Source organism: Echinicola rosea, assembly GCF_005281475.1.
GTDB lineage: Bacteria > Bacteroidota > Bacteroidia > Cytophagales > Cyclobacteriaceae > Echinicola > Echinicola rosea.
The window spans coordinates 5473930-5498510 of record NZ_CP040106.1; the positions used below are offsets into that span (position 1 = coordinate 5473930).

The 24581-nt window shown below is 48.6% G+C and carries 23 protein-coding genes; 16 read left to right on the top strand and 7 right to left on the bottom strand.

From position 1 onward, the window contains the following. The first annotated feature begins 5 nt into the window (after nt 1–5). Nucleotides 6–926, top strand: a complete 921-nt coding sequence (locus FDP09_RS21290) for a glycosyltransferase (protein ID WP_137404521.1) — start codon at nt 6–8, stop codon at nt 924–926. Nucleotides 927–1070: 144 nt separating this feature from the next. Further along, nucleotides 1071–1790, top strand: a complete 720-nt coding sequence (locus FDP09_RS21295; protein ID WP_137404522.1) for a sugar transferase — start codon at nt 1071–1073, stop codon at nt 1788–1790. Nucleotides 1791–2144: 354 nt separating this feature from the next. On the opposite strand, the gene FDP09_RS21300 is transcribed toward FDP09_RS21295, so the two are convergent. Next, nucleotides 2145–3695, bottom strand: a complete 1551-nt coding sequence (locus FDP09_RS21300) for a family 43 glycosylhydrolase (RefSeq protein ID WP_137404523.1) — start codon at nt 3693–3695, stop codon at nt 2145–2147. 378 nt (nt 3696–4073) lie between these two features. Here FDP09_RS21300 and FDP09_RS21305 point away from each other — a divergent pair, with 378 nt between their 5' ends. The 4 genes from FDP09_RS21305 (at nt 4074) to FDP09_RS21320 (ending at nt 10227) form a co-directional block, all read left to right on the top strand. Then, entirely contained in the window at nt 4074–4643 is a 570-nt protein-coding gene (locus FDP09_RS21305) for an RNA polymerase sigma-70 factor (protein ID WP_137404524.1), read from the top strand. A 97-nt stretch (nt 4644–4740) separates the two neighbouring features. Continuing rightward, complete coding sequence (locus FDP09_RS21310; RefSeq protein WP_137404525.1) at nt 4741–5694, top strand: FecR family protein; 954 nt, start codon at nt 4741–4743, stop codon at nt 5692–5694. A 129-nt stretch (nt 5695–5823) separates the two neighbouring features. Beyond that, nucleotides 5824–8844 carry a TonB-dependent receptor gene (locus FDP09_RS21315; RefSeq protein WP_137404526.1) on the top strand — a complete coding sequence of 1007 codons (3021 nt, stop codon included), beginning with the start codon at nt 5824–5826 and terminating at the stop codon, nt 8842–8844. A gap of 21 nt (nt 8845–8865) precedes the next feature. Continuing rightward, nucleotides 8866–10227: a purple acid phosphatase family protein gene (locus FDP09_RS21320; RefSeq protein ID WP_137404527.1), complete on the top strand. Its 1362-nt coding sequence runs from the start codon at nt 8866–8868 to the stop codon at nt 10225–10227. A 225-nt stretch (nt 10228–10452) separates the two neighbouring features. On the opposite strand, the gene FDP09_RS21325 is transcribed toward FDP09_RS21320, so the two are convergent. Beyond that, the gene (locus tag FDP09_RS21325) at nt 10453–10959 is read right to left on the bottom strand and encodes a hypothetical protein (protein ID WP_137404528.1); all 507 of its coding nucleotides are present in this window, start codon (nt 10957–10959) and stop codon (nt 10453–10455) included. A gap of 34 nt (nt 10960–10993) precedes the next feature. On the opposite strand from FDP09_RS21325, the gene FDP09_RS21330 reads away from it, so the two are divergent. Both FDP09_RS21330 and FDP09_RS21335 read left to right on the top strand, forming a co-directional pair. Next, complete coding sequence (locus FDP09_RS21330) at nt 10994–11224, top strand: hypothetical protein (RefSeq protein WP_137404529.1); 231 nt, start codon at nt 10994–10996, stop codon at nt 11222–11224. Between the two features lie 421 nt (nt 11225–11645). Continuing rightward, nucleotides 11646–12131, top strand: coding sequence for a glycosyl-4,4'-diaponeurosporenoate acyltransferase CrtO family protein (locus tag FDP09_RS21335; RefSeq protein WP_137404530.1), 486 nt, complete (start codon nt 11646–11648; stop codon nt 12129–12131). Between the two features lie 416 nt (nt 12132–12547). Here FDP09_RS21335 and FDP09_RS23895 read toward each other — a convergent pair whose 3' ends face one another. After that, nucleotides 12548–12709: a hypothetical protein gene (locus FDP09_RS23895; protein ID WP_187328737.1), complete on the bottom strand. Its 162-nt coding sequence runs from the start codon at nt 12707–12709 to the stop codon at nt 12548–12550. On the opposite strand from FDP09_RS23895, the gene FDP09_RS21340 reads away from it, so the two are divergent. From FDP09_RS21340 to FDP09_RS21350, 4 genes are all read left to right on the top strand, one after another. Further along, complete coding sequence (locus FDP09_RS21340; protein ID WP_137404531.1) at nt 12708–12899, top strand: hypothetical protein; 192 nt, start codon at nt 12708–12710, stop codon at nt 12897–12899. The two genes, FDP09_RS23895 and FDP09_RS21340, sit on opposite strands and share 2 nt — an antisense overlap. Before the next feature lie 218 nt (nt 12900–13117). Further along, entirely contained in the window at nt 13118–13474 is a 357-nt protein-coding gene (locus tag FDP09_RS24420) for a DUF7793 family protein (protein WP_456236447.1), read from the top strand. Then, on the top strand, nt 13446–14321 hold the full coding sequence (locus tag FDP09_RS21345; protein ID WP_137404532.1) for a sensor histidine kinase: 876 nt from the start codon (nt 13446–13448) through the stop codon (nt 14319–14321). The genes FDP09_RS24420 and FDP09_RS21345 overlap by 29 nt, the downstream gene beginning before the upstream one ends. 414 nt (nt 14322–14735) lie before the next feature. Next, complete coding sequence (locus FDP09_RS21350; RefSeq protein WP_137404533.1) at nt 14736–14963, top strand: thioredoxin family protein; 228 nt, start codon at nt 14736–14738, stop codon at nt 14961–14963. A 120-nt stretch (nt 14964–15083) separates the two neighbouring features. Here FDP09_RS21350 and pdxR read toward each other — a convergent pair whose 3' ends face one another. Next, the gene (gene pdxR / locus FDP09_RS21355) at nt 15084–16508 is read right to left on the bottom strand and encodes a MocR-like pyridoxine biosynthesis transcription factor PdxR (RefSeq protein WP_137404534.1); all 1425 of its coding nucleotides are present in this window, start codon (nt 16506–16508) and stop codon (nt 15084–15086) included. A gap of 99 nt (nt 16509–16607) precedes the next feature. Between pdxR and FDP09_RS21360 the strand changes: the two genes are divergently transcribed. The 3 genes from FDP09_RS21360 to FDP09_RS21370 all read left to right on the top strand — a co-directional run bounded on the left by FDP09_RS21360 (nt 16608) and on the right by FDP09_RS21370 (nt 18818). Continuing rightward, entirely contained in the window at nt 16608–17069 is a 462-nt protein-coding gene (locus FDP09_RS21360; RefSeq protein WP_137404535.1) for a cupin domain-containing protein, read from the top strand. Between the two features lie 58 nt (nt 17070–17127). Further along, on the top strand, nt 17128–18033 hold the full coding sequence (locus FDP09_RS21365) for a dihydrodipicolinate synthase family protein (RefSeq protein ID WP_137404536.1): 906 nt from the start codon (nt 17128–17130) through the stop codon (nt 18031–18033). A gap of 80 nt (nt 18034–18113) precedes the next feature. Continuing rightward, on the top strand, nt 18114–18818 hold the full coding sequence (locus tag FDP09_RS21370; protein WP_137404537.1) for a type 1 glutamine amidotransferase: 705 nt from the start codon (nt 18114–18116) through the stop codon (nt 18816–18818). Between the two features lie 81 nt (nt 18819–18899). On the opposite strand, the gene FDP09_RS21375 is transcribed toward FDP09_RS21370, so the two are convergent. Continuing rightward, complete coding sequence (locus FDP09_RS21375; protein ID WP_137404538.1) at nt 18900–19805, bottom strand: ArdC family protein; 906 nt, start codon at nt 19803–19805, stop codon at nt 18900–18902. A 394-nt stretch (nt 19806–20199) separates the two neighbouring features. Between FDP09_RS21375 and FDP09_RS21380 the strand changes: the two genes are divergently transcribed. Beyond that, nucleotides 20200–20394 (top strand): AAA family ATPase, encoded by a 195-nt coding sequence (locus FDP09_RS21380; protein WP_137404539.1) that lies wholly within the window; start codon nt 20200–20202, stop codon nt 20392–20394. A 10-nt stretch (nt 20395–20404) separates the two neighbouring features. Here FDP09_RS21380 and FDP09_RS21385 read toward each other — a convergent pair whose 3' ends face one another. Together FDP09_RS21385 and FDP09_RS21390 are read right to left on the bottom strand one after the other, a co-directional pair. Next, complete coding sequence (locus FDP09_RS21385) at nt 20405–22468, bottom strand: family 20 glycosylhydrolase (protein WP_137404540.1); 2064 nt, start codon at nt 22466–22468, stop codon at nt 20405–20407. Between the two features lie 4 nt (nt 22469–22472). Then, complete coding sequence (locus FDP09_RS21390) at nt 22473–24578, bottom strand: GDSL-type esterase/lipase family protein (RefSeq protein WP_137404541.1); 2106 nt, start codon at nt 24576–24578, stop codon at nt 22473–22475. Nucleotides 24579–24581 lie beyond the last annotated feature (3 nt).

Here is a 24581-nt window from a genome sequence, read left to right on the forward strand (position 1 = left end):
CCTGCATGAAAACCAATCTTTTTATCCCTACGCTCAATGCCGGTGAAAAATGGCACGAAACATTGGAGCAGCTTGCTGCCCAAGACCTTCCCTTGCACCGAAAGGTGATCATCGACTCAGGATCCACCGATGGCACCTTGGACGATCCACTGTTGAGGGATTATGAAGTGATCTCCATCGATAAAAAGGACTTTGACCATGGAGGAACCCGCCAAATGGCCGTGGAGAAATTTCCGGATGCAGATGTGTTTATATTCTTGACCCAAGATGCCATCCCCGCAGGCCCCTATGCCCTATCGGTGCTGGTGGCCGCCCTGGAAAACCACCCCGAACTCGGCATGGCCTATGGCCGACAGCTCCCCCACCATGGTGCGACCACCCTGGAATCCCATGCCCGGTTGTTCAATTATCCCAAAAAGAGCGAGACGCGCAGCCTGGAAGAGCGGCACCGGTATGGCATCAAGACGATTTCCTGTTCCAATTCCTTTGCTGCCTATCGCAAAACAGCCTTTTTCGATGCCGGGGGATTCCCAAAGGGGCTTATCCTCGGCGAGGATGCCTATATAGCAGGGAAAATGTTGCTAAAAGGATGGGAGATGGCCTATATCGCCACTGCACAGGTCCACCATTCCCATGATTATACGGTAAGGGAAGAATTTAAACGGTATTTCGATATCGGGGTCTTCCATGCGGACAGTGCTTGGATCTTTGACCATTTTGGTCGCGCCGAAGGCCGTGGAATGGAATACCTTCGATCGGAAATAGGCCATGTCCTGGAGCATGACCCCAAGGCACTTCCCAAATCCATCGCTTCCCTTTTCGCCAAATGGAGCGGTTATAAAATAGGCCTGGCGCACAAGCGGTTGCCAACATCTTTTAACAAATTTTTCTCCATGCACAAGCACTTTTGGCATTCCACACAGTGAGTAAGCCTTCCCCATAAAACCACCACAAAATCAGCATTTAGAGCCTTTTAAAGGCTTTTTTGGGGCAATCCACCCCTTGGCATATATGTTGGCTTATGTTAGTCAGGTTTATTTTACTGATTTACTGACTAAACAACCAACAAGATGGCTAACCATAATCAAGAAATCATTTATAACAGGACGCTGACCACGACGGCAGCGATACCCGATCTTTTCACCCTTTCGGACATGATCTCCAGGGACCGTCTCCAAAACGGTATCCTGCACATGCAGATGGACAGCACTACCAAGATCATGAAAAGGATGTTTGACATCTTCTTTTCTGCCATGGTACTGATCTTGGGTGCTCCGGTATATGTGGCCCTGATGGCCATCACCAAACTGACTTCCAAAGGACCGGTCTTCTATAAACAGGAACGTATCGGTGAAAACGGGACTCCTTTTGAGATATATAAGTTCAGGAGCATGTATATCGATGCCGAGAAAAACGGTCCTCAGCTCACAAGCGGCAACGATCCCAGGGTCACCAAATGGGGCAGTTTCATGCGCAAGACCCACTTGGACGAAATCCCCCAGTTCTTCAATGTACTGAAAGGTGACATGTCCATCGTGGGGCCAAGACCGGAAAGGGAGCACTTTATCAACCAGATTGTCAGTGTGTCTCCCAGTTATAAGAAACTACAGGGCATCAAACCCGGGATTACTTCCATCGGCCAGGTATATTATGGCTATGCCGAGACCGTGCAGGAAATGGTCGAACGGATGAAATACGACCTGCTTTACCTTACTGGTCCCAGCCTGAAGACCGATATGTTCATCATCTACCAAACCGTCAAGGTAATGGTAAATGGCAAAGGCCAATAAAAGCACAACCAACTAACCACTATACATAAACCACAGCCTGACCGGCTCACCTTTCCCTGAAACGTCCCGTTTCTGCTACAATCCAACATCGCTAATAACTGTTTGAAAAGGGATTTGGGAAAGGTGATCCGGTTTTTTTGTGCAGGCAGGCAACAATGTTTTCGAGGAATAGTTTCTATATTACCCCCTAGCCCCCTAAAAGGGGGAACTGTTTCGTTTAACATTTATGATAAAGATTAGAGGGCCCGTACCGGAATATATTGGGAAAGGCATCCTATATTTTAAAAACAGATGGCTTCTTCCCTCCGTCCATCGCATTGACGGATTGGTTTCGGTTTCAGAATCGAATTCAAGTTAGTAAGCCAATGAAAAGGAATCAAACACCGCATTACCATCTCCTTCGACGAAAAGCCCGGGTTTTACGCCCCACTGCCAGAACTCCAGAAATTCTCCCTTAAGCAGGTCACTTCCTGTTCCGTCCACCGACAGCTGTTGCCATTCACCATCTTCTCTTTGATAGGCAAAACGTACTTCATGGCCGTTTTCTACCTGTGCTTTGAGGGCGATCTGTTCACGCTCCACTGTCACACCTTTTCCCAGTGCGGTATATTTTCCGTCCCTGACCTCAAAAACCGCCAGTTTGCCGTCTTTCAACCCCGCTCCGAGCATATTGGCATGGGTACCGTATAGCATCAGCCCTTTGAGGTGATCGTCCTCGTTGGGCAATTCCGCCACCACTTGATAGGCCGGCTTTTCGGGCACCACACAAAGTGCCGTGGCCCAGGCCTCCTGCTTCAGGCTGCCCGACAACTGCAACTGTCCATCCTCCACCCTTGTGGAGGGTTCGTTACTGGCCAGGTCCCAGCGCCACCAACCCTTGAGCTGATCCCCATCAAAGTCATCGTCAATGGAAAGTGGGGAGACACCACCAGTACTGTCCGCCATCAGGTCCACCGTCTTAAAATATGGCCAACCCGTCTTTTCGTCCCAATAAAACGGGCTGAGCAATGCCGACCTGCCCATATACGGAAAGCCCTCCTTGGCATAGGCATGGAAGAGGTAATACCAACGGTCACTGCCTGTGGAAACAGGTGTGCCGTGTCCCGGGCATTTCCAGTTGCCAAAATCGGTCAAAATGGGGTTTCCGCTATATTTTTCCCAAGGCCCTTCCATCTGCTTTGCCCTGGCCACGCCGACCTTGTAGTCGCAGCCACCACCACAACAGGCCGCACCCGAGTAAAGCAAGTACAGGTACTCCCCGTGCCGTACAATGGACTGCCCTTCGATCCCGCCACGCTCCCAGTTGTCCGTTTCGGCGGTCACCACGGGAAAAGCCTCCCCTTCAAGCGACAGGCCATCCCCGGAAAGCTTGGATCCCAGCAGCTGGATAGGCTTATCGGGATTGAGCCCGTAGGCCTTCCAAGTAATATAAAGCTGTCCCTTCTGGTCAAACACATAGGCATCGATGCTTTCCGAGCCCCATTCGATCAGCTCGCCATGGTCGGTAAAGCCCTTGCTGATATCAGCGGTACTGGCCACGCCGATGCAGGAGATGCCGTCCTTTCGGCGCGCGGTATAATAACAGAAAAACTTCCCGTCAAGATAAAACAGCTCCGGAGCCCAAAAGCTCCCCATCGTCCAATCGGGTGCCTCCATGAACACATAACTTTCAAACTGCCAAGTTTCAAGGTCGGTAGAGGAATAAATGGGATAGATCGGCGCCCAGTCATTGGAGGTGCCACAGGCATAATAGGTCCCGTCCACTTCGATCACCGAAGGGTCGGGAAACTCCCCGCGGATGATGGGGTTTTGGATGGAAACAGGCTGATGGGAAGCTTCTTCCTGCTTGGTTCCCCCGCAAGCACACAGCAGGGCAAGGCATAAAAATAGAATAGGTCTGTTCATAGGTTTATCGATTTAGTAAGTAAATATAAAGATATCCCGCCAAACTGCAACAACTTAAGATCCCTGGTCACGAGAAAAGCCCCCCCTTGAACCGTTCCTGTTTTCCGGTAGTAACTTTCAAGGTTGTGGCCGGGAATTCACAAAGACCATATTATGTATATCCGCAAATGCACCAGTGGCCAAATAAACCAACAGCAACAATGGCAATAGGTTGTTTATGTTGCTGGGGCCAATAAATTATAGGATCCGGTACCATGGTACGGACCTGTTCTGCACCGGCTATCTCCCAAGAATGGAATCTTTAATAAATACTTAACTGTCATAGGTACGTGTTTTTCATGATTATGGGCTTTATTTGAAAATATAAAATCCCCACCCATGACCCTTGACCATTGTTCAGACCAGGAACTGCTACTCCTTGTAAAAGAGGGGAACACCCTTGCCTTTGACGAGCTGTTCAACAGGCATTGGGAAGTGCTGTACCTTAGGTCCTTCAGTCTGCTACGTGACCCTGCGACCTGCGAGGACATCGTCCAGGATGTTTTTTTGAAAATATGGCAGAACCGCGACACCATCCAGATCAGCCACTTCAACAGCTACCTGCAAACGAGCGCCCGCAATGGTGCCCTTAAGTTCCTTGCCAAACAAAAACTGGAGGCACGGCACCTCAACACCATTTCAACATTGGAACTGCTCTACCATACCGAAGATGAAATGGATGCAAAGGAGCTGGAAAGCGAGGTTTTGGCCTCTTTGGAACACCTGCCCAAAAGGTGCAGGGAAATCTTTGTGCTCAGCAGGTTCAACAACATGTCCAATGGCGAAATTGCCAAAAAACTAATGCTCAGCCACCGGACAGTGGAAAACCAACTGTACAGGGCCATCAAGCACCTACGTGAGGTCCTTCCCCATATCCTGTGCTGGCACATTTTCAATGGCTGGTATTAAGGTAAGGTTACCCAGGTTAAACAATGGTTAATTCCACCATTCACCATGAGTGCATTGCCTGCCAAACCGGTCTATATAGTTGAACAGGGCAAGTACCATGAAGCGCAAAGAACAGCAATTATTTGAAAATTACCTGAAGGGAAGGTTATCGGAAAACCGGAAAAAGCTGGTTGAGGAATTCTATGAAATGGAGTCCCGGCGGACCACTGGGTGGGACACCCTTCGAATGGGAAATAAAGAGGATGTCAAAAGGCGGATAAAGCCCCGTCCGGTCTCCGGTAACAGCAGGCGCCGAATACCCATTGTCAATATCGCCGCGTCATTGTTGCTGGCATTGGCTGTTTCCTTTATCGTTTTTGTTTCCCTTCCCAAAAATCCCCCGGTGGAGATGGTCGAAAAGACAACCGCCTATGGACAGACCTCAACGATCCATTTGGAGGACGGCTCCACCATATGGCTTAACGCAGGAAGCACGGTAAGTTATCCAAAGCATTTTCCTTCCGGATCACGGCAGGTCAACTTGGTCGGGGAAGCCTTTTTCGAGATCCGGCCCGATGTTTCACGGCCTTTTGTGGTCAGTACCCCAACGATGACGACCACCGTACTGGGCACTTCCTTTAACATTACCGCCTACCACAGGGACCCTACGACCATTACGGTTAGCACGGGCAAGGTTCTGGTCCAACGGCTTCCCGCAGCACCACTCTCCCCGTCCAAGAGGGAAATGATCCTCTACCCGAACGAACAGGTGGTCCTGAAGGGCTACGACTCCCCCATGTCCAGGGCATCCGTGAATGCCGAAAGGTACAGTTCCTGGAGGACCGGGGAGTACTTTTTGGACCAGATGACCATGGGTACGCTTGCCGGGACATTGGAAAGGAGGTTCGGTGTCAGGTTCATCTTCCATGATGAACAGCTCAAGGACTGCCAATTGTCGGGAAGGGTAAAAAAACAGTCCCTGTCCGCATTGATGGAACTACTGGCCACCACCCTGGCCATAGAATATAAAATAGATGGAAAAAAAGTACACCTGTATGGCCGTAGTTGTTGAACCTCAAGCACATTGCCTATGTAACACCCATGAAAAAAGGGTGCCGGACATGTTCGCACCACGTCCAGCACCTCGCTTTGTACAAAGCAACCGTTTCAAATCATTCCAATTCAAAACTTTCTCAAAACTATGAAATTATTTACAAAAAAGGGCATTGCCATGATAGTTGGCGCAATGTTTTTGTTCCTTTTCCACCCTTTTGCCTCCCAGGCAGGGGCCATCGGTCTATTGAACAGGGAAATTTCCGTTTCAGTTGCTGACCAATCCTTGCGGGCCGTTCTGGAGAAAATCGACAGGGACTACCAGATCGGCTTTATTTACAATGACCAATTGCCCGGCCTTGAAAGGCATATCTCCCTTTCGGTATCGGCCACTCCCCTGTCCCAGGTGCTTGACAGGATACTCCTGCCCAATGGACTCGGTTACAAGCTGGTTTCCGATCAGATTGCCGTGGTCCGGCACAGCCCCCCCCTCCCTGCTACGGGAAGCCTAAAGGGAACGGTCACGGGACTTCCCGACCACATGCCCCTTCCCCATGCCACGGTCCAGTTCAAAGGATCCGATAAATACACCTTGACCAATGAACTGGGCAAGTTCTATTTTCCCGAAGTACCCACGGGTACGCAAACCCTGCTGATCAGCTACATGGGGTATGAACCTACAGAAAAAAACGTGTCCATCTCCCCCGAGGGGACCGCAGAAATCAAGGTCCAGTTGCATTCCACGGTCAGCGAGCTGGAAGGTGTCACCATTACGGGTATCAGGCGTGGGGAAGTAAAGGCACTCAACAGCATGAAAAATGCCGAGAACATCAAATATGTCATGTCCCAGGAGCAGATCGAACGTTTTCCCGACCTTACCGTCAGTGAGTCCCTCCAACGGGTTCCCGGCGTGGCGGTAGGCTACAGTTATGGCATCCCACGGGACATCATCATCCGTGGCCTGAGCCAGGACCTCAGTTCCATGACCCTGAACGGCACGCGCCTCCCCTCCACCGGTGCGGGAGGAAGGGACACCGACCTGAACGGCATTCTTGCAAATTCCATTGAGAGCATCGAGGTCATCAAGACCTTGACCCCGGACAGGGATGCCGATGGCACGGGCGGGGCGGTAAACATCATCACCAAGTCCCCCGCCAAGGACGAAAAGCTGTTCGATGCAAAACTGGCCGGAGGGTACAACGGCCTGGTAAACAGGGCAACTTATGATGCAGGGCTGACCTTTGGGGAGCGAAAGGGCAGGACCAGTTATATTATCGGTGCCAGTTATGCCCGCAACTGGCGGGGAGAAGACCGGGTGGAAAAGGATTATGACACGTATACCGTAAACGGGACCGAATCCACTTACCTGAGCAACCTCGACCTAGACGGTTATGAGATCAAACGTGACAACCTGGCCATCAACGGCGAGTTCAAGTATTACCCCAATGACAGGTCCGAGCTTTACCTCCGCGGTTCCTATAACCTGTACTATGAAATCCAAAACCGCCTGGAACGCATCTTCAATATTGGCGAATACACCAGTGCCGACCGGGTAGAGGACCTGCGCATCACCCAATCGGGCAACTGGCGGGACTACCACAAGAACCTTTTGCAGGCATCATTGGGAGGCAAAAGCTATTTCGGAGACATGAAGCTGGAGTACGATCTAACCCTGTCCCAGGGAAAGTACGACCAGCCCATCTATTACAGTGCAGCATTTGAACGCAACGGCCTCTCTGCGGGCCTGGACCTACGGGATCCCGTTACCCCGCAATTTGAATTCAGCGAAGCGGATCCCTATGATACGGATGAATTCACCACGGGCAGGTACATCAACCGCCACGACAAATCCATTGACCGGGACGGCCAGCTGACCCTGAACATCAACAAACCCTACCAACTGGGAAGGCACAAGGGAAATGTAAAGTTTGGCGGACGTGGAAAGCTCAAATATAACGACCGGTCAAGGAACTATTTCCTCCATGACCTGGACGCGGGGAAATTTGTCCTGAGCGACTATCTTTCCGGTTACAGCAAGGAAGACCATTATGGGGGTGCCTATAATATGGGACGCTTTCCGGAGGCAGAGGCCATGGAGGAATACTACAACGGGCACCCCGAGCTGTTCAGTGACAACGAGACCTATACCCGGCAGAACACGGATCCGGATTCCTTCGAGGGAACCGAGTACCTTGCCGCCGCCTATGCCATGACCGAGCTCAATATCGACGACCTTCAGGTGATAACAGGGATCCGTTACGAAAAGACAGGCTTTGACTATGAGGGTAACCGCGTGAACTTTGATGACCAGGGCAATTATGTGAGCACCTCCCCGGCATCGACCGACCGGACCTTCGACGGATGGTTCCCATCGATCAACCTGCGTTATGCCATTGGCAGCAGGACCAATATCAGGGGAGCGGTAACAAGGTCCCTTTCCCGGCCCAGTTATTATGACCTGGTCCCTTGGGAAGAGGTGGAGACCCGTAGAAGCCGTGTCAAGATGGGCAATCCGGAGTTGACCCAGTCCACTGCCGTCAATTTCGATATCCTCTTTGAGCATTATTTCAAATCGGTGGGCATCCTGTCAGGGGGCGTATTTTTAAAGAACATCAACGACTATATCTACGAAAGCTCCTACATCCAGGAAGGCGGCACTTATGACGGCTATACGATCAACCAGACGGTCAACGGTGCCAATGCCGTTGCCAGGGGATTCGAGCTTGCCTGGCAGCAGCAGCTCACCTTCCTCCCAGGTATCTGGAACGGCCTGGGCATCTACGCCAACTACACCTATGTAAACAGTGAATTTGAAATCCCCGGGGCACAGTCTACAAGAACCGTCAAGCTTCCCGAGATGCGTCCCCATGTAGGCAATGTATCCGTTTCCTATGAAAAGTTCGGTTTTTCCGGCAGGATATCCATGTACTTTTACGGCACTTTCAATTCCGAACTGGCCGAAAACCCTGACAACGACCTTCAGGAGAAGGGCAGAAACCAATTGGATTTCTCTGCCTCCCAGCAGTTGACCGAACGATTGAGCCTTTTTGTTGGGGTCAACAACCTTACCAACGAACCCATTTCGGACATCTATCGGGACGGGCGTCCACAAAACGATGCCGTTTACGGTAGATGGGGACAGGTGGGCCTGAGATTTAAAACCTACTGATCAATAATTGAATAAAACAACATGAAGTCAATTCCACTCCTAACCATCCTCGCCCTTGTAATGGGCCTTGGCCAATTAACTGCCCAGGATTTTGCCCCCAGCCCTTTTCCGGACCGGATCGTACTGACCTGGAACGGCGACCCTCGCCACAGCCAGGCGGTTTCCTGGCGGACCGACACACAGGTTCCACAGGGAGTCGCCGAGCTTACCGTGGCTCCCGACTCTCCCCATCTCGAAGGGCCTGCAAAAAGTTTTCCGGCTACAGTGGAGCTGCTGGTCCAGCAGGGTGACAGCTCGCTATACCATACCGTTTCCTTCGATAACCTGACGCCCGGAACGCTATATGCCTACCGGGTAGGTTCTGAAAACCACTGGAGCGAGTGGTTCCACTTCAAAACGGCCCCCGAAGTACCAGGGGAATTCTCCTTTATCTATTTTGGGGATGCCCAGAACGACCTCAAGTCCCGCTGGTCCAGGGTCATCAGGCAGGCCTATAGCTCGATGTCCGATGCCGCATTCATGCTCCATGCCGGTGACCTGATCAACCGGACACATTCCGATCCGGAATGGGGCGAATGGAACCATGCCGGTGGCTTTATCCATGCCATGGTCCCCAGTATCCCCACCCCTGGAAACCATGAGTATGACAGGGACGAACAAGGAAAGCTTGAGCTGGACATCCATTGGCGAAAACAGTTCAACCTTCCCCTCAACGGCCCAACAGGCTTCGAGGAAACGGTCTACTATACCGACTATGGCAATGCCAGGATCATTTCGCTCAATTCACAGGAAATCGTACTGAACGACAGCTCACTTCACAGGCAAAAGGAATGGCTGGAAAGGGTCCTTCAGGAAAATCCCCGGGACTGGACGGTCATCACCTTCCACCATCCCATTTACTCGTCGAGTTCGGGAAGGGACAACCGGGAGTTCAGGGAGGCCTTTCGGCCCTTGTTCGAAGCGTACGGTGTGGATTTGGTATTGCAGGGCCATGACCATACCTATGGGCGGGGGCAAAACCTCCCCACGGGGGTCTCCGGGAAGTCCGGCAAGGGAAATGGACCGGTATATGTGGTCTCCGTCAGTGGTCCAAAGATGTACGAGCTGACCACCGATAAGTGGATGGACCGTGCCGCTTCGGAAACCCAGCTCTACCAATACATCACCATCAAGGAAAATAAGTTGACCTACCGTGCCCATACGGCCACCGGAAAACTGTATGATGCCTTTTACCTGGTAAAGGACAGGGAGGGCAACAATTCCTTTACCGATGAGGCCTCGATGGCCATTGAGCAGCGTACCGACCTCCCACCCCGGAAGCTAAAGGAGAAAAGCCCGGCGGAACTGGAGGAATATGAAAAAGTATATCCCAAAAAACACTGAAGGATTCCCCTATTGTAAGGATTTGCCTATTTTTTACCTGAAAGTTGTGCCCAACAGGCACAACTTTCAGGTTATCCCAAACCGACCGCCCCTTCGGCCAATACAGTTTTTTTGCTGAGGAACACCGGGCAGTGGACTGGGAGTGTATTCCTTGGCACAATGTCCAGGGACCTGATTTACATCAAGGCCACAGGGACCTCCAAACTCCCCCGCTACCCGAAGGCATCAACTGCTACTACAGGCACCCTTAACTGCCGAGCCTGCCCGCTCCGTGACCTGCCTACCATATAAACAGAACAAGGACCTGGAATCAAAACGGTAAACCTCCCCTTTGAACGGCAATGGGCAATCTTCCGGGGCATGCAGCATTATTTCGTACAACAAACCGGAAGTCAGGGCAGGAAAGGTGAAGGACAGAAAGGTGGGCAACGGAAAACAACCGATATCATTTCCCACATAATCGTCTTCCATGTGCAATTCTCCACATCCATAAACACGGTCGAGCAAATAAATATACTGTCCTGCCCTGTCCAGCCATTCCTTCAGGACAGGCCTATAGTGACGCGACCTGTCCACTTTAAGACAGATCAGGAGCTGACCGTTGATTCGGAACAGTTTTTTCTGCATGATCCCGGCGGCCAAATGGTCGGTTTTCCTGTCCGGAAAGCACCTGAGCAGGTCCCGGACGGAACCGTCCCATAGGATAAGGTAAAGTTTGGTAGTATTCTCCAATTCTATAAACTATTGTGGTTCAACAATCAATCATTTGGGCAATTGCAGGACCGGGGGCGAACGGAGGACCGTAAAAGCAAAATCAGGACTTTGCCTCTCAGAAAAGGTGCCCCAGGTCCGACCGGACGCTGCCAATGGGAAAACCAGCAATTTCCATGGCAGTCCTGTCCGGATAACCGACTCTGTTTTCAGCTTCCCGGTAAAAGGAAGGGCAGTGGCCAGTTCCCTCTTTGTACCAGCCCTGCCCCCAACGGATGCCCGCTAACCCAAGCACGTTGGCCTACGGGGCCGGCCACACTTTTTTCCCGGTCAAACCGGAAACCAGAGGGCTGGCTTCCGGAAACGACAATGTGCAGTCCCTTCACAAAATCTGGAAAGCAATATGGGGGCTGCCATATGCTGGTTTTACAGTCCCCGTTCAGATAACATGTGCAGGCTGAAATTAAGAAAAAACCATGTAAACATTGGCAAAACAACATGAAAACAAACAGTAAAAAATGACTATATTTCAAAAAAATTAACCCGATCATCCCTATAGGTCAATTGACCTTAGGTAAAACATAATAAATATCCCATTAAAATATGTCCGTTCCTTACATTTTACCGTACCCCGCTTACAAATATCGGCACATGACAAAATCAACACCAAAATCACTTAACTTCCATGCCCGAACACCATTGCCCAAATGCATTTCATTAACGGTATTTTCCTCGCCCTCCTCACCCATGTATTTTCACTGTTTTGCGGGACCTTCATCCTGTACAGGCTTTCCCCTTCAAAAATGTTCAAACGGTACGGAAGGCGTTATCTGTTCAAGGGACAAGGGGGATACCGGAAAATTGGTCTCCACCTTTTCAGGACCTTGCTGTCGATAGGGCCTTTGCGATACCTGGACCACCATTTGCTCTATCCTCCAAAACGCCATGCCCATTCCCTTGAAGAGGCCATGTACCTCCACTTTGCAAGGGAAGCCGAACACCTGTTCGCTTTTCTGTTGATTCTTGTCATGGTGGTGGCAGCTTTTTTTGCAGCGAACTCATGGGCGTATGCTTCTTTCCTCCTTTTCCTCAACTTTCTTTTTAACTTTTACCCCTTTTTGCACCACCAATCCGTTCGCCTGCGGATTGATGGCTTGATGGACCGCCCTGGTTTCCAGTCCGGGGACAACTGATCCGGTCCCGAGGCACATTTACGGATTACACGTCCGGGCCCAACGCCCCCTTCCATGTGATCTAATCGGCAATCCAACACCACCGGTGCCTTCATGTGGGACATGGGGTCTTCCCACATCCGCCCCTCACTGCCCTGTCCCCCTGCTGGGCGGGGATTCGTGGAAGTTCAAAAAAGGGAATCCATCCTGATCGGAAATAGCGATTCCCGGGAAAGCGGTTTTGTGACATAATCCACCGGCACATTGCCATGGGGCTTCCGTCGATCCAGGTCGCTTGGACCAACGGACGGGGATACGGTAAAAACGGCCGTCAATCATGAGCCCCTTCCCTATCCCTCCCTTCCGGGAAATCCCAATCCGATATTTCGGCAAACGGACATCAAAAAACAGTGGCCTCCCCTTGGAAGTACCCTTGTTCAGGGTGGCCAGGCAATTCCACGGTGGGGAAAATAAAGCCAGGGCAATGTCCGGAGAAACGTTCTGATCATTTCACCATGGGCCAGGTTGATTGCCAGACCATCATCCAACAATGACATTTCAGGATCATGCACTGGCCAAGTCCGTTTAACTCGGTCCATGCATTGGTTTATCTACGGCAAGCACAAGCATATGGAGCTGAAACCGATTCATAATCAGCCGCTTCGCCTTACAATCTGGAAACTGGACAGGGTAAGCGTAGCGGTACTACCGCCCAAAACTCCAAACCAACCGATTTTATTGCAAATGGACAAAAAGCTTCGACAGGTTGCTTCTTTCCAAGACGGATAATCATCTCAAATAACGTTTTAAGCCATATACATACATAAAATTTATTTTCAGACAGTGATTGTTTTGGCCTGATTTTCGATCTGACCATGGTTATCCTTTAATTATGGCATAATTCTACCCTTGGATCATCAAAAATTCCAGTCAAAATACCATTAAAGGATATTGAAAGTCAGTGAACATGGACAAGATAACAGCTACTGCCCTAGAGCTTCTTCGACTTGATAACGGGGTCATCCACTGTAAAGCAGTTCCTATGGCGTAGTGACCGGCAGAAAAACCTCCGGGCAGTTGCTGCTTTGTCCCTTGGCAAACGAGCGGCAGTCTTGGTAGATATCAGCAGGGCTTCCGGTGTTTCACAGGAATGCAGGGAGCTTTTTGCCAGTCCACAATGTGCAGATTTACAGTACGCCGTGGGGATTGTTGCAAATAGCAGGGTAGGCCATCTCATTGGCAATTTCTTTTTAGGATTCAACCAGCCCCTCTTTCCATTAAAAATATTTACTGAAAACTCAACAGCCATGGAATGGTTGACATCGATCAAAAATAATGAAAAAAAACAGCCAACATACCGATAACGATCATGATAAATCAATGGAACTTGTACAATTGGTATCCAGGATTGCAAGTTTTGACTTTCCCTGCAGGGTAAAAACAGCATCAACGGACGAACCGCTGGATGTGCTGGCCACCGGTCTGAACATGCTCGGGGAGGAAGTAGAGAAAAAAATAGGGGAAATTGCTGCCCTCAGGGAAGCCAACCTTAAACTTGGGAACTTCTCCCACACGTTGGCACATGATATCAAATCCCCCTTGAACACCACCGCTGGTATCCTGGAACTGCTGGACTCCGAGATCAAGGGCGGTGATCTTTCAAATTTGGACGAATATATCGAAATGCTGAAATCCCTGAACAGAAACAGCCTTGAAATGGTAAACGGTATTTTGGAGTATTCCAAAACCACCGTAAAATCCAGTAAGCGCGAAAAGATCGCTTTGAAGGAGATGTGTTCCAACATCGTGGATGGCCTATCCTTTGTCCAGCCGGTCAGCATATCCTATCAGATTGGGGTTCCCTATGTCCATTATAATGCTACCGCACTTTACCAGATCCTCTCGAACCTGATCAACAATGCCATCAAGTTCAACGATAAGGACAAATGCCAATTGGTTGTCAGCAGCATCCAACGGGAAAATGACATCTTGATCTCGGTCCAGGACAATGGCCCGGGGATCCCGGAGGAATACAGGGAAAATATATACGACCTCTTCTACCGCCTGAACAGGGACAACCAGCCAACAGGTACAGGACTGGGACTGGCAATCATCAAAACCATCCTCCTGGAAAACAATGGAAGGGTATGGACGGAATCCCCTGTGGGCGAAGGCACCATTTTCCATTTTACCGTACCCTTGGAGCAGTAATGTGCATATCCATATCGCATTGGCATTCAAACGTAGGCATTCCTGGTCCATAAGGGACACCACCTTGGGGCCTAAATGTCCATTACCTGTCGCCCAGGATCTCTTTGGACCAGTCAGAACCCCATTACCCCAAATCAGCTCCTGCAGGCAGACGGAGTGCCAACCCCCCGGACCATTGATCACAAAAATCCCCATGGCACATATTGATCCCCCGTGCACGCGACCGGTTTGCCCTACGTGCTGTCCACTGGGGCAATGGGGCCATTTATGATGGCCCCCACTCCATTGACCAGTTATTTCCAACCCCTGATCCAGTTCATGTCAATCCGTAAATGTTCTGGTCCATACAAAAAACGGGATGGCTTCCCAATTTTGACAAAGCAATATTGCTGAAACATAACCATTACCAAAACTATGGCTAAATCAACATTCTACCACGCAGGATGTCCTGTATGTGTAAACGCAGAAGAAGAATTACTGCGGCTGATCGACAAATCAGAGGTGGACATCATCCATTTGGGTGAGTCAAAAGACCGGATGGCAGATGCGGAAAAAGCCGGGGTAAAATCAGTGCCTGCACTTGTCACCCCAACGGGAAACGTTTTACACATCAACTTTGGCGCAAGCCTGGAAGATGTCTAAGACCAAGTGGAGAGGGGGCAATCCCTCTCCATTGTTATTGGACTGGGGCCATACAACATCACGCAATCCATTAAATACGTTTTCCATCTTATTGATACAGTTGATCCTGGTATTAAAACTTCATTGTTCCCCCAGCGCCATGGCAATAGCCCTGACACCAATTTCCAACTGCTCTTCATCCAATGAACCAAAGCCAAGTCGCAAACCGTTAATTGGCTGTCCATAGCTGAACTTATCAGGGGTAATGAGCTGAATGCCTTTTTGCATAAGGCTTTCGAGCATCCCAAACAAGTCCACATCTTCATGAAAGCCGACCCAATAGGACAAGCCACCACCTGGCTTCACATAACCTGCTTTCCCTTCAAGGTAATGGGTAAGGATTTGATGTAGCATATCCCGTTTCACCCTGTAATGGTTGGTCGCCTTTCTGAGGTGCCTTTTAATTTCACCTGATGTAATTAATTCAAGGACGGCCAGCTCCATAATAACATCTCCCTGGACATCAATAACACTTCTTAGTTGCCCAATTTTTTTTATCGTTTCCTGGCTCCCCGCAAGATAACCAACCCTTAATGCAGGCGCTACTACTTTACTCAGGCTTCCAACATACAGAAAACTATTGAGGTCTTTGTAACTGCTCAAGGGGAGCAGTGGTCTTTGCTGGTAATGGAACTCATGATCGTAATCGTCTTCTATCAGTGTAATTCCAAAGGTATTACAGAGCTCTATAATCCTTAGCCTTCTTGGCAATGATAGGGAAACGGTAGTAGGGTACTGATGGTGGGGCGTAACATAAATGGCCTTGATCGGTCGCTTCATCGCAATGGACATTACCTGCTCTACATTTATGCCTTCGGCATCCACATCAACCGGAACGATAGATGCCCCACTGGCCTCAAAGGCCCTCCATGCCGGTTTATATCCTGGGTTCTCAACAATGACCGCATCTTTTGGCCCTAGCAGCACCTGAGCAGCCAAATACATCCCCATTTGACTGCCCCTCGTTACGCAAAGCTGTTCAGTAGAGAGGTGCATGCCCCTGTTGAAATTCAACATCCGCACCAATGCTTCCCTGAAACGCAAATCCCCCAGGGGATTTGAATACCCCATCATCTTCCACCGAGCTGTTCGGTTGAATATCTGACGGTAAGCCCTGGATAATGCCTCTATCGGTGCCAGTTTACTGTCCGGGAAACCATCATCGAAAACAATCGTAGGCTTGGGCTTTTGGACTGGATCCGGAACGGGGTCTTTCCTTCCGGAATTTTTTGCTTTGGCGGTTTCCTGTATCGAATCCGAAACAAATGTCCCCTTGCGTGCTTTGGAGGTCAACCACCCTTCGGCCAACAAAACATCGAGTGCCTGTACAATGGTATTCCTGTTGACTTTCAGTGATCCCGCCAATAGTCGGCTGCCAGGCAAAGCATCTCCGGGTTTCAGTTTTCCTTCCCGAATGTCCACAATAATGGCATCCGCAATTTGAAGGTACACCGCTTTGTCACAGTCAAAGTTGGGTTCTATCTGTAGTTTCCATGGACGGAGCATCTGGACTATCTGGTTTTATTAAATCTGCACTAGTTAAACAGTCCAAATATAAGGTTTATTTGTAATGCAATTTCGCATAACACCAAAAAAAACAATCCAATGGAAACAACGGAGAAAAAGTACACATCAAAAGATTTTCACCGGACATTTGCCCGGCCCAATTACGAAAAGGTGGGAAAACTCATTCACAGGGACGTGGAACACTCAGGTGAGCATGACCAGTTTTCAACCGAACGAAAACACCCTGTTTTCTTTGTAGACCTGCCCACCAAAAATATCAGCATGACACTGGGCGGACTGCTTCCCGGGCAGGTGACCAACAGGCACCGTCACACCTATGAAACGGTCCTTTATGTGATAGAAGGCAGCGGCTGGACCGAGATCGAGGGAGAACGGGTAAAGTGGAAAGCAGGCGACGCAGTATATATTCCATGTTGGGCTTGGCACAGCCATGGCAATTTTAGCCGAACAGGAAGGGCCAGGTACATTGCATGTGAAAATGCCCCGCAACTACAAAACCTGGGGGTGGCCCTTAGGGAAGAAGAAGGACGCGACCTATAATTCAACAGCCCCTGTTCCAAGGGACTGTCCATATATTTAAACCCATAAACTTACTACAATGAATGTACCCTTCAATGGCATCATTGCCTATCCAATCACCCCCTTTGATGAGAAGGAAAGAGTGGACATTACAGTATTCAAAAACCAGGTGGAAAGACTTGTAACCAGCGGTACTCATGGAATAGCACCTTTGGGGAGTACCGGGGTACTTCCCTATCTATCAGATGAGGAAAAAGAGGCAGTTACCGAAGCAACCATCAAACAGGTCAATAAACGTGTCCCGATTCTCGTGGGTGTTTCCTGCCTTACCACTGAACGTACTATTTATCATGCCAAGTTTGCGGAATCGGCGGGAGCTACTGCGGTCATGGTCATACCAATGAGCTATTGGAAACTGACCGATGAGGAGATATTCAGCCATTATGATGCTGTGGCAAGTAAAATAACCATCCCGATCATGGCCTATAACAACCCTGCCACAGCTGGGATTGATATGTCCCCAGATCTACTCAGGCGACTTTTGGAAATTCCAAATGTAACGATGGTCAAGGAAAGTACAGGGGATGTCCAGCGAATGCACTATTTGAGGAAAGAAATCGGAGAAGAGGTGGCATTCTTTAACGGGGCCAACCCCTTGGCGCTGGCGGCATTTGCGGCAGGGGCAAATGGATGGTGTACAGCTGCACCCAATTTGATCCCCGAATTAAACCTCGGGTTGTACGCAGCAATCCGGGACAACGACCTGGTCAGGGCCCAAGGGACTTTTTACAAACAGCTAAAGCTGCTAAAGTTTATTGTGGAGAAAGGATTGCCCAGGAGCATCAAGGAAGGGTTGAACTTACTTGGTGAGGAAGGTGGCCAGTTAAGGTCTCCCCTGAAACAATTGTCCCAAATGGAAATCAACGAGTTGGCCATATTGATGGAGGAATGTGGAAAGGACATACAACCTACTGCTATGGTTTAACAATTCAGCCCCGCGGATTTGGCGGGGCTTTACCATCGGCCCCACTGTATATCGGACAAGCAACCAAACCGTATCGCCCCATGAAACAATTACGAATCCACTACCTTCAACATGTGCCCTATGAAGGTTTGGGCACAATCAAAAATTGGATTGGAGAACATCAACATATATTAACAGCTACGCGCTTTTACAAAAACGAAAGACTCCCAACTATCGACTCTTTTGATTGGCTTATCATAATGGGAGGCCCCATGGGTGTTAATGATGAGAAGGACTATCCCTGGTTAATAAAAGAAAAATCCTATATCAGGAAAGCAATGGATATGGACAAAACGGTGATCGGGATATGCCTGGGCGCCCAATTGGTTGCATCTTCCCTTGGGGCAAGGGTATACCAAAACCCTGTGAAAGAGATCGGTTGGTTTCCTGTCCAAAAATCCAAGGAAGCTATAGGGAACCCACTTGTTGGGTCCTTGTGCGATACCTTTACGGTGTTTCACTGGCATAGCGAAACATTCGACCTTCCAAGGGGTGCAACAAGGTTGATTGAATCACCGGCCTGTAAAAACCAGGCCTTTGTGTACGGTGATAGGATTATTGGTCTCCAGTTTCACCTGGAGATTTCACCACAAGCAATTAGGGACATGGTAGGCAACGGCAAAGGTGAACTGGCCACTGCTTCGTCCAATATCCAGAAAGGAGATCGTATTATGGCTGAAATAGGGCATTACTCCATTTGCCATCAGGCCTTGATGGATATTTTGGACAAACTTCGCACCAATTGACCAACACAAAGGACATCAACGGTTTGGGAAACAAAACCTACACGATAGACATGACCAAAAAAAGGGGCATCCCCCTTTTCCTCATGTCATCTTCCCGGTGAGGTAATCCACGGCTTTCTGTGCCTTTCCGGCAGCTTCCACCAACAGCCGCTTGTCGTTTTTAAGCTGGGACAGCCAATGCTGGATATAGGCAGAGGAATTATCCTGAAGGTCGTTCTCCCAGATACCGCACAGGTTGCCCAGGTAGCTTGCGCCCATCTCGGCGATAAGTTCTTCGCGGGCATAAAGGGTCCCATCCATATTGGACGTGTCCCATAGCTCCTTTCGGTCCAGTCTTTTTTGGTGGCCCGTTCCGTGGACGACTTCATGGTAAAGGGTCTGGTAATAATGCCCTTCACTTCGGAACAGCTCCTTTTTGGGCATGTTGATGTAGTCCTTTCCCGGATGGTAATAGGCCTGCGCTTCCCCGTGCCTGATCCCGGGAAGGTCCGGGGCTTTTTCCAACAGCTCCTCGCAGGCTTTTATCGGTTGGAAAGGTTTTTCCATGACGGTTTCGGGGAGGTCCCATTCCACGCCTTCCACTTCTCCTATATGGAAGACATTGTAATACTTCAGGAAGGCGCGCCTGTCCACCAGATCCTTGGGCAGTTTCCCGGCCTCTTCCCAGGACAGCTTTTTACCTGTTTCTTTGTGACGGTACATTACGTTCCAATATACGACAGGAATGGATCTGGATCCCTTTTTCACCTTCCCTCCCAGGCTTTCGGCCTGTTTGAAGGTCAGGTAATAGGGTTCGGCATGGCCACAGCTCAACAGCAGCCAGAGGTTGATGCCCCTGTAGGTTTTGCCGGACCGGTAGTTTTTGGGCAGTCCCATGACCGACCAGGGCTGTTTCCAAGGGACAACGCCCTTTTCAAGGCCGGCCATGATCCTTTCGTTGACGATCTGGTAAACATCTTTTCGGGAATTTTTGCTTTGTCGCTTCATAACGTTTTCGTTTACAGGTTAAAAGATTCAATTATGAAGCACCCCCAGGCTGCAGGGGACATTAAAGGCAAGGAGGATCGGAATAAACGGGCGGGGCAGGTGGTGATGGCTTTATGCCGAAGTTCCTTGTCCTGTATGGAAACTGACCGCCTAACTTTGCGGGCAATTGAATAAAGAAAACAAAAAAGCATTTGTTCCATTAATTTGGAATCCCAGCTCAGTCCATTACATCACAGGACAATAATACCAGCACAAAAACAACATATAACCATAACTATTTTGTATATGAATTCACCGGTAATCACAATAATCAGTGAATACAAATTCCGCCTGACAAAACCACCGAAACAATGTACATAAAGACCATAAGGCCAACCATTGAAAAAATGTCGGCATGGAAAAAACCATTATCATTACCGGTCCAAGGCAAGTGGGCAAGACCACCTTGCCCAAGGATATCCTGTCCGGCATCTCCCATTTGTTCCTAAATAGGTATAACCCAACGCTAGGAAATTTAGTGGACCGACACAAACTTTTCTCGAACCGGTTTTATGAGCATTTGGAAAAATATTACTGGGATGATGAATAAAAAAGGGACCTTAAAGCACTCCCATTTTATCATATCCATATGGTAACTTATCTAAAATGGCAAAAGTCACCATACAGTTTTGGTATTTATTAGCATAGGGAATGGTAATGGTCACCTCATTCATGCCTTTTTCCAAGGACAGTTTATAAGGTTCTCTACGCCAGTATAGTTCTTCTTGTGCCCAGGAAACTTCTTGGTCCTGTTTGCTCCCCCATCCTTCAATTTTCGAAGGATGCCAGCCGGGGTTTTCCCACTCCGGGGCTGGCAAGGCCTCACCATTCACCCATATTTTTCCTCCTTGAACATCCCAGTTGCCTTTTTCGGGAATGCCTCCATAGGTTCTATTGGCCCTTAGGGGTGTTTCAAAAGCAATCCAAGCCAGCACCTCTCGTTTGTCCTCGCTGAAAACGGAAGTTTTGGCTACCACTGTTTCACCTTTCTGTATGCCAGGGAAATAACCTCCCTGCTGGAATCTATCTCGAATGATGATGGTATTTCCCCTGCCCTGAAGGAATTCACCACCTTCACTTATCCATTTGTCGATCGGTCCAATATCGGTCATGGGTTGATCTATCGGTCCATAAAGCTTCCATGAACGATCATTCTGTCGAAGGTAGGGAAAAGACTTATGCTCGAAAAACCGGTTTTTATGGTCTAAAAGGTAATCTTCAAATATATTAAAATAGTCAGCGGCATCGGTATCGCCTGGAGGAAGTGTAACCATATATTCAGCAGGTGCCCCCAAAACATCAGCTGTCCAAGTGGCCCATGCATAGGTCAGCAGCCCGGGATAAACGGGGTTATTAAGGTACACTTCCTTCTGGTCAGCTACATTGACATCATGCCATAGACATAGTATTCCTCCAAGACAATCATTTTGGCTCATGGTAGCACCAATGGGCTTGAACAGTAACTTGTTCACAAATGTCATGGGTTCTGCGTTATTGATATAACTGTTACGGGAATCAATCTCCAAAAAACGGTGGTCTTTTGCCTTAACAGTATCCATCTCTCCCCAAGACTGCCGTAAGACGGAAGGAGACGCAGGAAGCCCGGGGCTCCACATCATGGCCTTTCTACCATTGGACTCCACTACTGCAACCATCCGCTCCATAAACTCCTTTGGATTTGGCACATGGACCTCATCGGAACCAATGTGGATAATAGGAGCTAGTTCTTTCGGGATTTCTGAAAAGAATTCCGTCAAAATCACCTTCAAAGCGTCCATACCTTGTTCTGACTCCATCCGGAAGCCCATCGCCTTGGTAAAGGAATCACTGTGCCCTGGCATATCTATTTCGGGGATTACTTGGATTTTTCGCTCTTTGGCATAGACTATCAGTTCTCTGATTTCACTATATGTATAATAGCGTCCTGGATCCCTTCCTTTTCTATGGTTTTCTGCTGCGGTCAGCTGGGGAAAGGCCTTACTTTCTATCCGCCACGCAGGCCTATCGGTCAAGTGCCAGTGAAACACATTCATTTTATAATCAGACATGATATCAAGTTGCTTTTTCAACAGATCTAGCTCCTGATAGTTTCTTCCTACATCAACCATGAACCCGCGAACGGGAAATTGGGGCTTATCAACTATTTTGACCTTTGGTATATAATGGACACCCTTTTCTTGAATGATCAATTGGCGAAGTGTTTTCATCCCATAATAAAAGCCTTCTTCAGTACTTGACTGAACAGTCACTCCATGCTGAGTAATCAATAGATTATAGGCCTCCTTATCCATTTCTGGTATTTCCTCCAATTTAATGGCCAAGCTGTGCTTTTCGGATGAGGAGAAGCCTTTTTCTCTGACGATGTCTTGGCACTCGTTCTGTAAAGACGCTATGATTTTTGTTTCTCCTTGCAATTTCAAGCCATCAATCATGACTCTTCCGCCATCTTCCCACACGATCGAGTCAGGATAAGGTATCAATCTCACAGGGGCTTCCCTAAGTTCCCGTATCGTTTTTTTGGTTACAAACCTTTCATTAAGGTCACTTTTCTGCCCCAAAACCTGAAAGTGATTCCCTGTAAAAAGGAGTATTAAAAAGGTAATTAAAAGAGACTTGGTCATCATTAGCTTATTTTAGTTGCTCATTTCTTTTTGATGGTACTTGTATTGACGAAGTACCCATTGGCATTCCAGACGTGTTGGATAAATTCGCCCTGGTAAAGGGTTCGTATGCATACCTTATTTCCTTCACATGAAAGTCCCTTGGTATAGTTAGCTTTACTTGATCACCAGTTATATTTCCAAGGACTGAAACCGACTGTCCCTTCCCGTTGACCAATTCAAACCCCATCACTTTTTCTCCATTAAGCGTGCATAGCCCCTCCCCGTGGTCAAAACTTACGAAAATCGCCTCCTGTCCGCATTCCACTGAACTCATTTTAGGGGCATCGGCCAATACTTCCATACCATAGGTTTGGGAGAGTGCTTTTAGGGCCAAGCGTTCACCTACTTTCTTCTTATTTGCAGGATGTACATCGAGGGAATCTCCCAAGTCCACAGTGACCACCATTTCTGAAAACGAAAGCTCTTGGGCTATTTCCTGCTGCATTTTCCTGAAGTTGGGCCAAGAGGGCCTGGCCATCCCGGGAAGCTGAACGTACACTATGGGAAGGGATGGATTGTGCCACTTTTGCCTGTAATCCCTGACCATCAGAAAAAACAATCTTTTGTACAAATCAGGATTATGGGTATTACTTTCCCCTTGGTACCATAGCATTCCCTTGACACCAAAAGGAATGATATTGCTCAATGCCGCATCATAAATATAGGAAGGTTGATAAGGGTGTCGTTTTCGATTGGAGAATTTATTACTCATATTTACCGTTGCCCTTTCCCTTACCCATGGCATGATATAATCAGAATTTGCCCAATTCTCTAACAGATTGACCAACAGTGGATCTTCCCAAAGTGCCTTTTTATCCACAAAGGCTTCGATCGGGGCTCCTCCCAAACTTAATTGTACAAGGCCTATAGGCACGTTAAGCTGACCTTGGACAGATACTCCAAAATGAAAGGCGACTGCGGAAAAGCCTTTTCTTTCAACATTCCAGTCCCCCTTAAAATAGGCGAGCCCATTGACCTTTTCAAGGGTTAGGCTATCCCATGGGCTGTTATCCGTTGCCTTTATTGCATGGAATTTAAAAAGTCTAATGTTATTGTTTTTTAGCTGTCTTCCTTCCTCTCCCCAAGACTGGGAAGCTTGCAGAGGGAAATCCATATTGGATTGGCCCATACACAACCATACATCCCCCACCAATACATCTTTCAAGGTAATGCACTGTTTGGAATGGTTGATTTCCATATCAAATGGCCCTCCCGTTTTGACTCCCGTAAGGTATAGCATCCATTTACCATGTCGATCCACTGTGGCATGTCTTCTTTTGCCTTGAAAATCTACCGTCACCACCTGATCTGGATTCCCCTTTCCAAAAACAGGAATGCTATCTCCTCGCTGAAGGACCATACCATCACCAAATAATTCCGGCATGTGCAATCCTCCAAAATCTTTCAAGAGGTAAGAATAAACGGTTTTCGCCATTAATGCCGCTCCTTCTTTTACGGGGTGGATATTGTCAGGAAATAAGTCCGGACGTTTTACTAGCGGGGCAAATAGGTCTATCAACTGTACCTCATTTGCACGGGCCACCTTTACCATCTTGTTATTGATGGCCTGATGCCAACGGTGAGTTCCTGACTTGAAGCGCGGATGGCCACTAAAAATAGGGCTTAGCAGAGCTACATAGATTTCAATATTTGGGTTTATCTTCCTGAATTGTGCTATTAGCCAAGCATAATCAGCTTCGAAAGCAAGCCCATAATCAGGCCAATTCCTCGGGTCTGTATCGTTTAATCCCAAATTGATGACCGCTATATCCGGCTTATACTTCAATGCACTGTCAAATTCTTCGGTCAAATAATAAGGGCGGTGCCCTTTACGCAGCAGCGTGGCCCCACTGTGACCATAATTTTTAACTTCATATCCCTCTCCCAATAGCGCTTGGAGCTTGGCGGGGTAAGAAAAAACACTCCTTTTCGGAATCCCCAGACCATAAGTAACTGAATTGCCTATACAAGCCACCTTGATTTTAGTTTGACCATTTACATTGATCAGGATCAAAAACAATAGCATCGAAAGTATTGTTGCCCTTGCTGTTCGGTTCTCCAAGGTATTCATTCT

Excerpts from the sequence above, each read along its gene's own strand:
- FDP09_RS21290 (WP_137404521.1), top strand. The coding sequence starts at position 6 with ATGAAAACCAATCTTTTTATCCCTACGCTCAATGCCGGTGAAAAATGG.
- FDP09_RS21295 (WP_137404522.1), top strand. The coding sequence starts at position 1,071 with ATGGCTAACCATAATCAAGAAATCATTTATAACAGGACGCTGACCACG.
- FDP09_RS21300 (WP_137404523.1), bottom strand. The coding sequence starts at position 3,695 with ATGAACAGACCTATTCTATTTTTATGCCTTGCCCTGCTGTGTGCTTGC.
- FDP09_RS21305 (WP_137404524.1), top strand. The coding sequence starts at position 4,074 with ATGACCCTTGACCATTGTTCAGACCAGGAACTGCTACTCCTTGTAAAA.
- FDP09_RS21310 (WP_137404525.1), top strand. The coding sequence starts at position 4,741 with ATGAAGCGCAAAGAACAGCAATTATTTGAAAATTACCTGAAGGGAAGG.
- FDP09_RS21315 (WP_137404526.1), top strand. The coding sequence starts at position 5,824 with ATGAAATTATTTACAAAAAAGGGCATTGCCATGATAGTTGGCGCAATG.
- FDP09_RS21320 (WP_137404527.1), top strand. The coding sequence starts at position 8,866 with ATGAAGTCAATTCCACTCCTAACCATCCTCGCCCTTGTAATGGGCCTT.
- FDP09_RS21335 (WP_137404530.1), top strand. The coding sequence starts at position 11,646 with ATGCATTTCATTAACGGTATTTTCCTCGCCCTCCTCACCCATGTATTT.
- FDP09_RS21340 (WP_137404531.1), top strand. The coding sequence starts at position 12,708 with ATGCATTGGTTTATCTACGGCAAGCACAAGCATATGGAGCTGAAACCG.
- FDP09_RS23895 (WP_187328737.1), bottom strand. The coding sequence starts at position 12,709 with ATGGACCGAGTTAAACGGACTTGGCCAGTGCATGATCCTGAAATGTCA.
- FDP09_RS21345 (WP_137404532.1), top strand. The coding sequence starts at position 13,446 with ATGAAAAAAAACAGCCAACATACCGATAACGATCATGATAAATCAATG.
- FDP09_RS21350 (WP_137404533.1), top strand. The coding sequence starts at position 14,736 with ATGGCTAAATCAACATTCTACCACGCAGGATGTCCTGTATGTGTAAAC.
- pdxR (WP_137404534.1), bottom strand. The coding sequence starts at position 16,508 with ATGCTCCGTCCATGGAAACTACAGATAGAACCCAACTTTGACTGTGAC.
- FDP09_RS21360 (WP_137404535.1), top strand. The coding sequence starts at position 16,608 with ATGGAAACAACGGAGAAAAAGTACACATCAAAAGATTTTCACCGGACA.
- FDP09_RS21365 (WP_137404536.1), top strand. The coding sequence starts at position 17,128 with ATGAATGTACCCTTCAATGGCATCATTGCCTATCCAATCACCCCCTTT.
- FDP09_RS21370 (WP_137404537.1), top strand. The coding sequence starts at position 18,114 with ATGAAACAATTACGAATCCACTACCTTCAACATGTGCCCTATGAAGGT.
- FDP09_RS21375 (WP_137404538.1), bottom strand. The coding sequence starts at position 19,805 with ATGAAGCGACAAAGCAAAAATTCCCGAAAAGATGTTTACCAGATCGTC.
- FDP09_RS21380 (WP_137404539.1), top strand. The coding sequence starts at position 20,200 with ATGGAAAAAACCATTATCATTACCGGTCCAAGGCAAGTGGGCAAGACC.
- FDP09_RS21385 (WP_137404540.1), bottom strand. The coding sequence starts at position 22,468 with ATGATGACCAAGTCTCTTTTAATTACCTTTTTAATACTCCTTTTTACA.
- FDP09_RS21390 (WP_137404541.1), bottom strand. The coding sequence starts at position 24,578 with ATGAATACCTTGGAGAACCGAACAGCAAGGGCAACAATACTTTCGATG.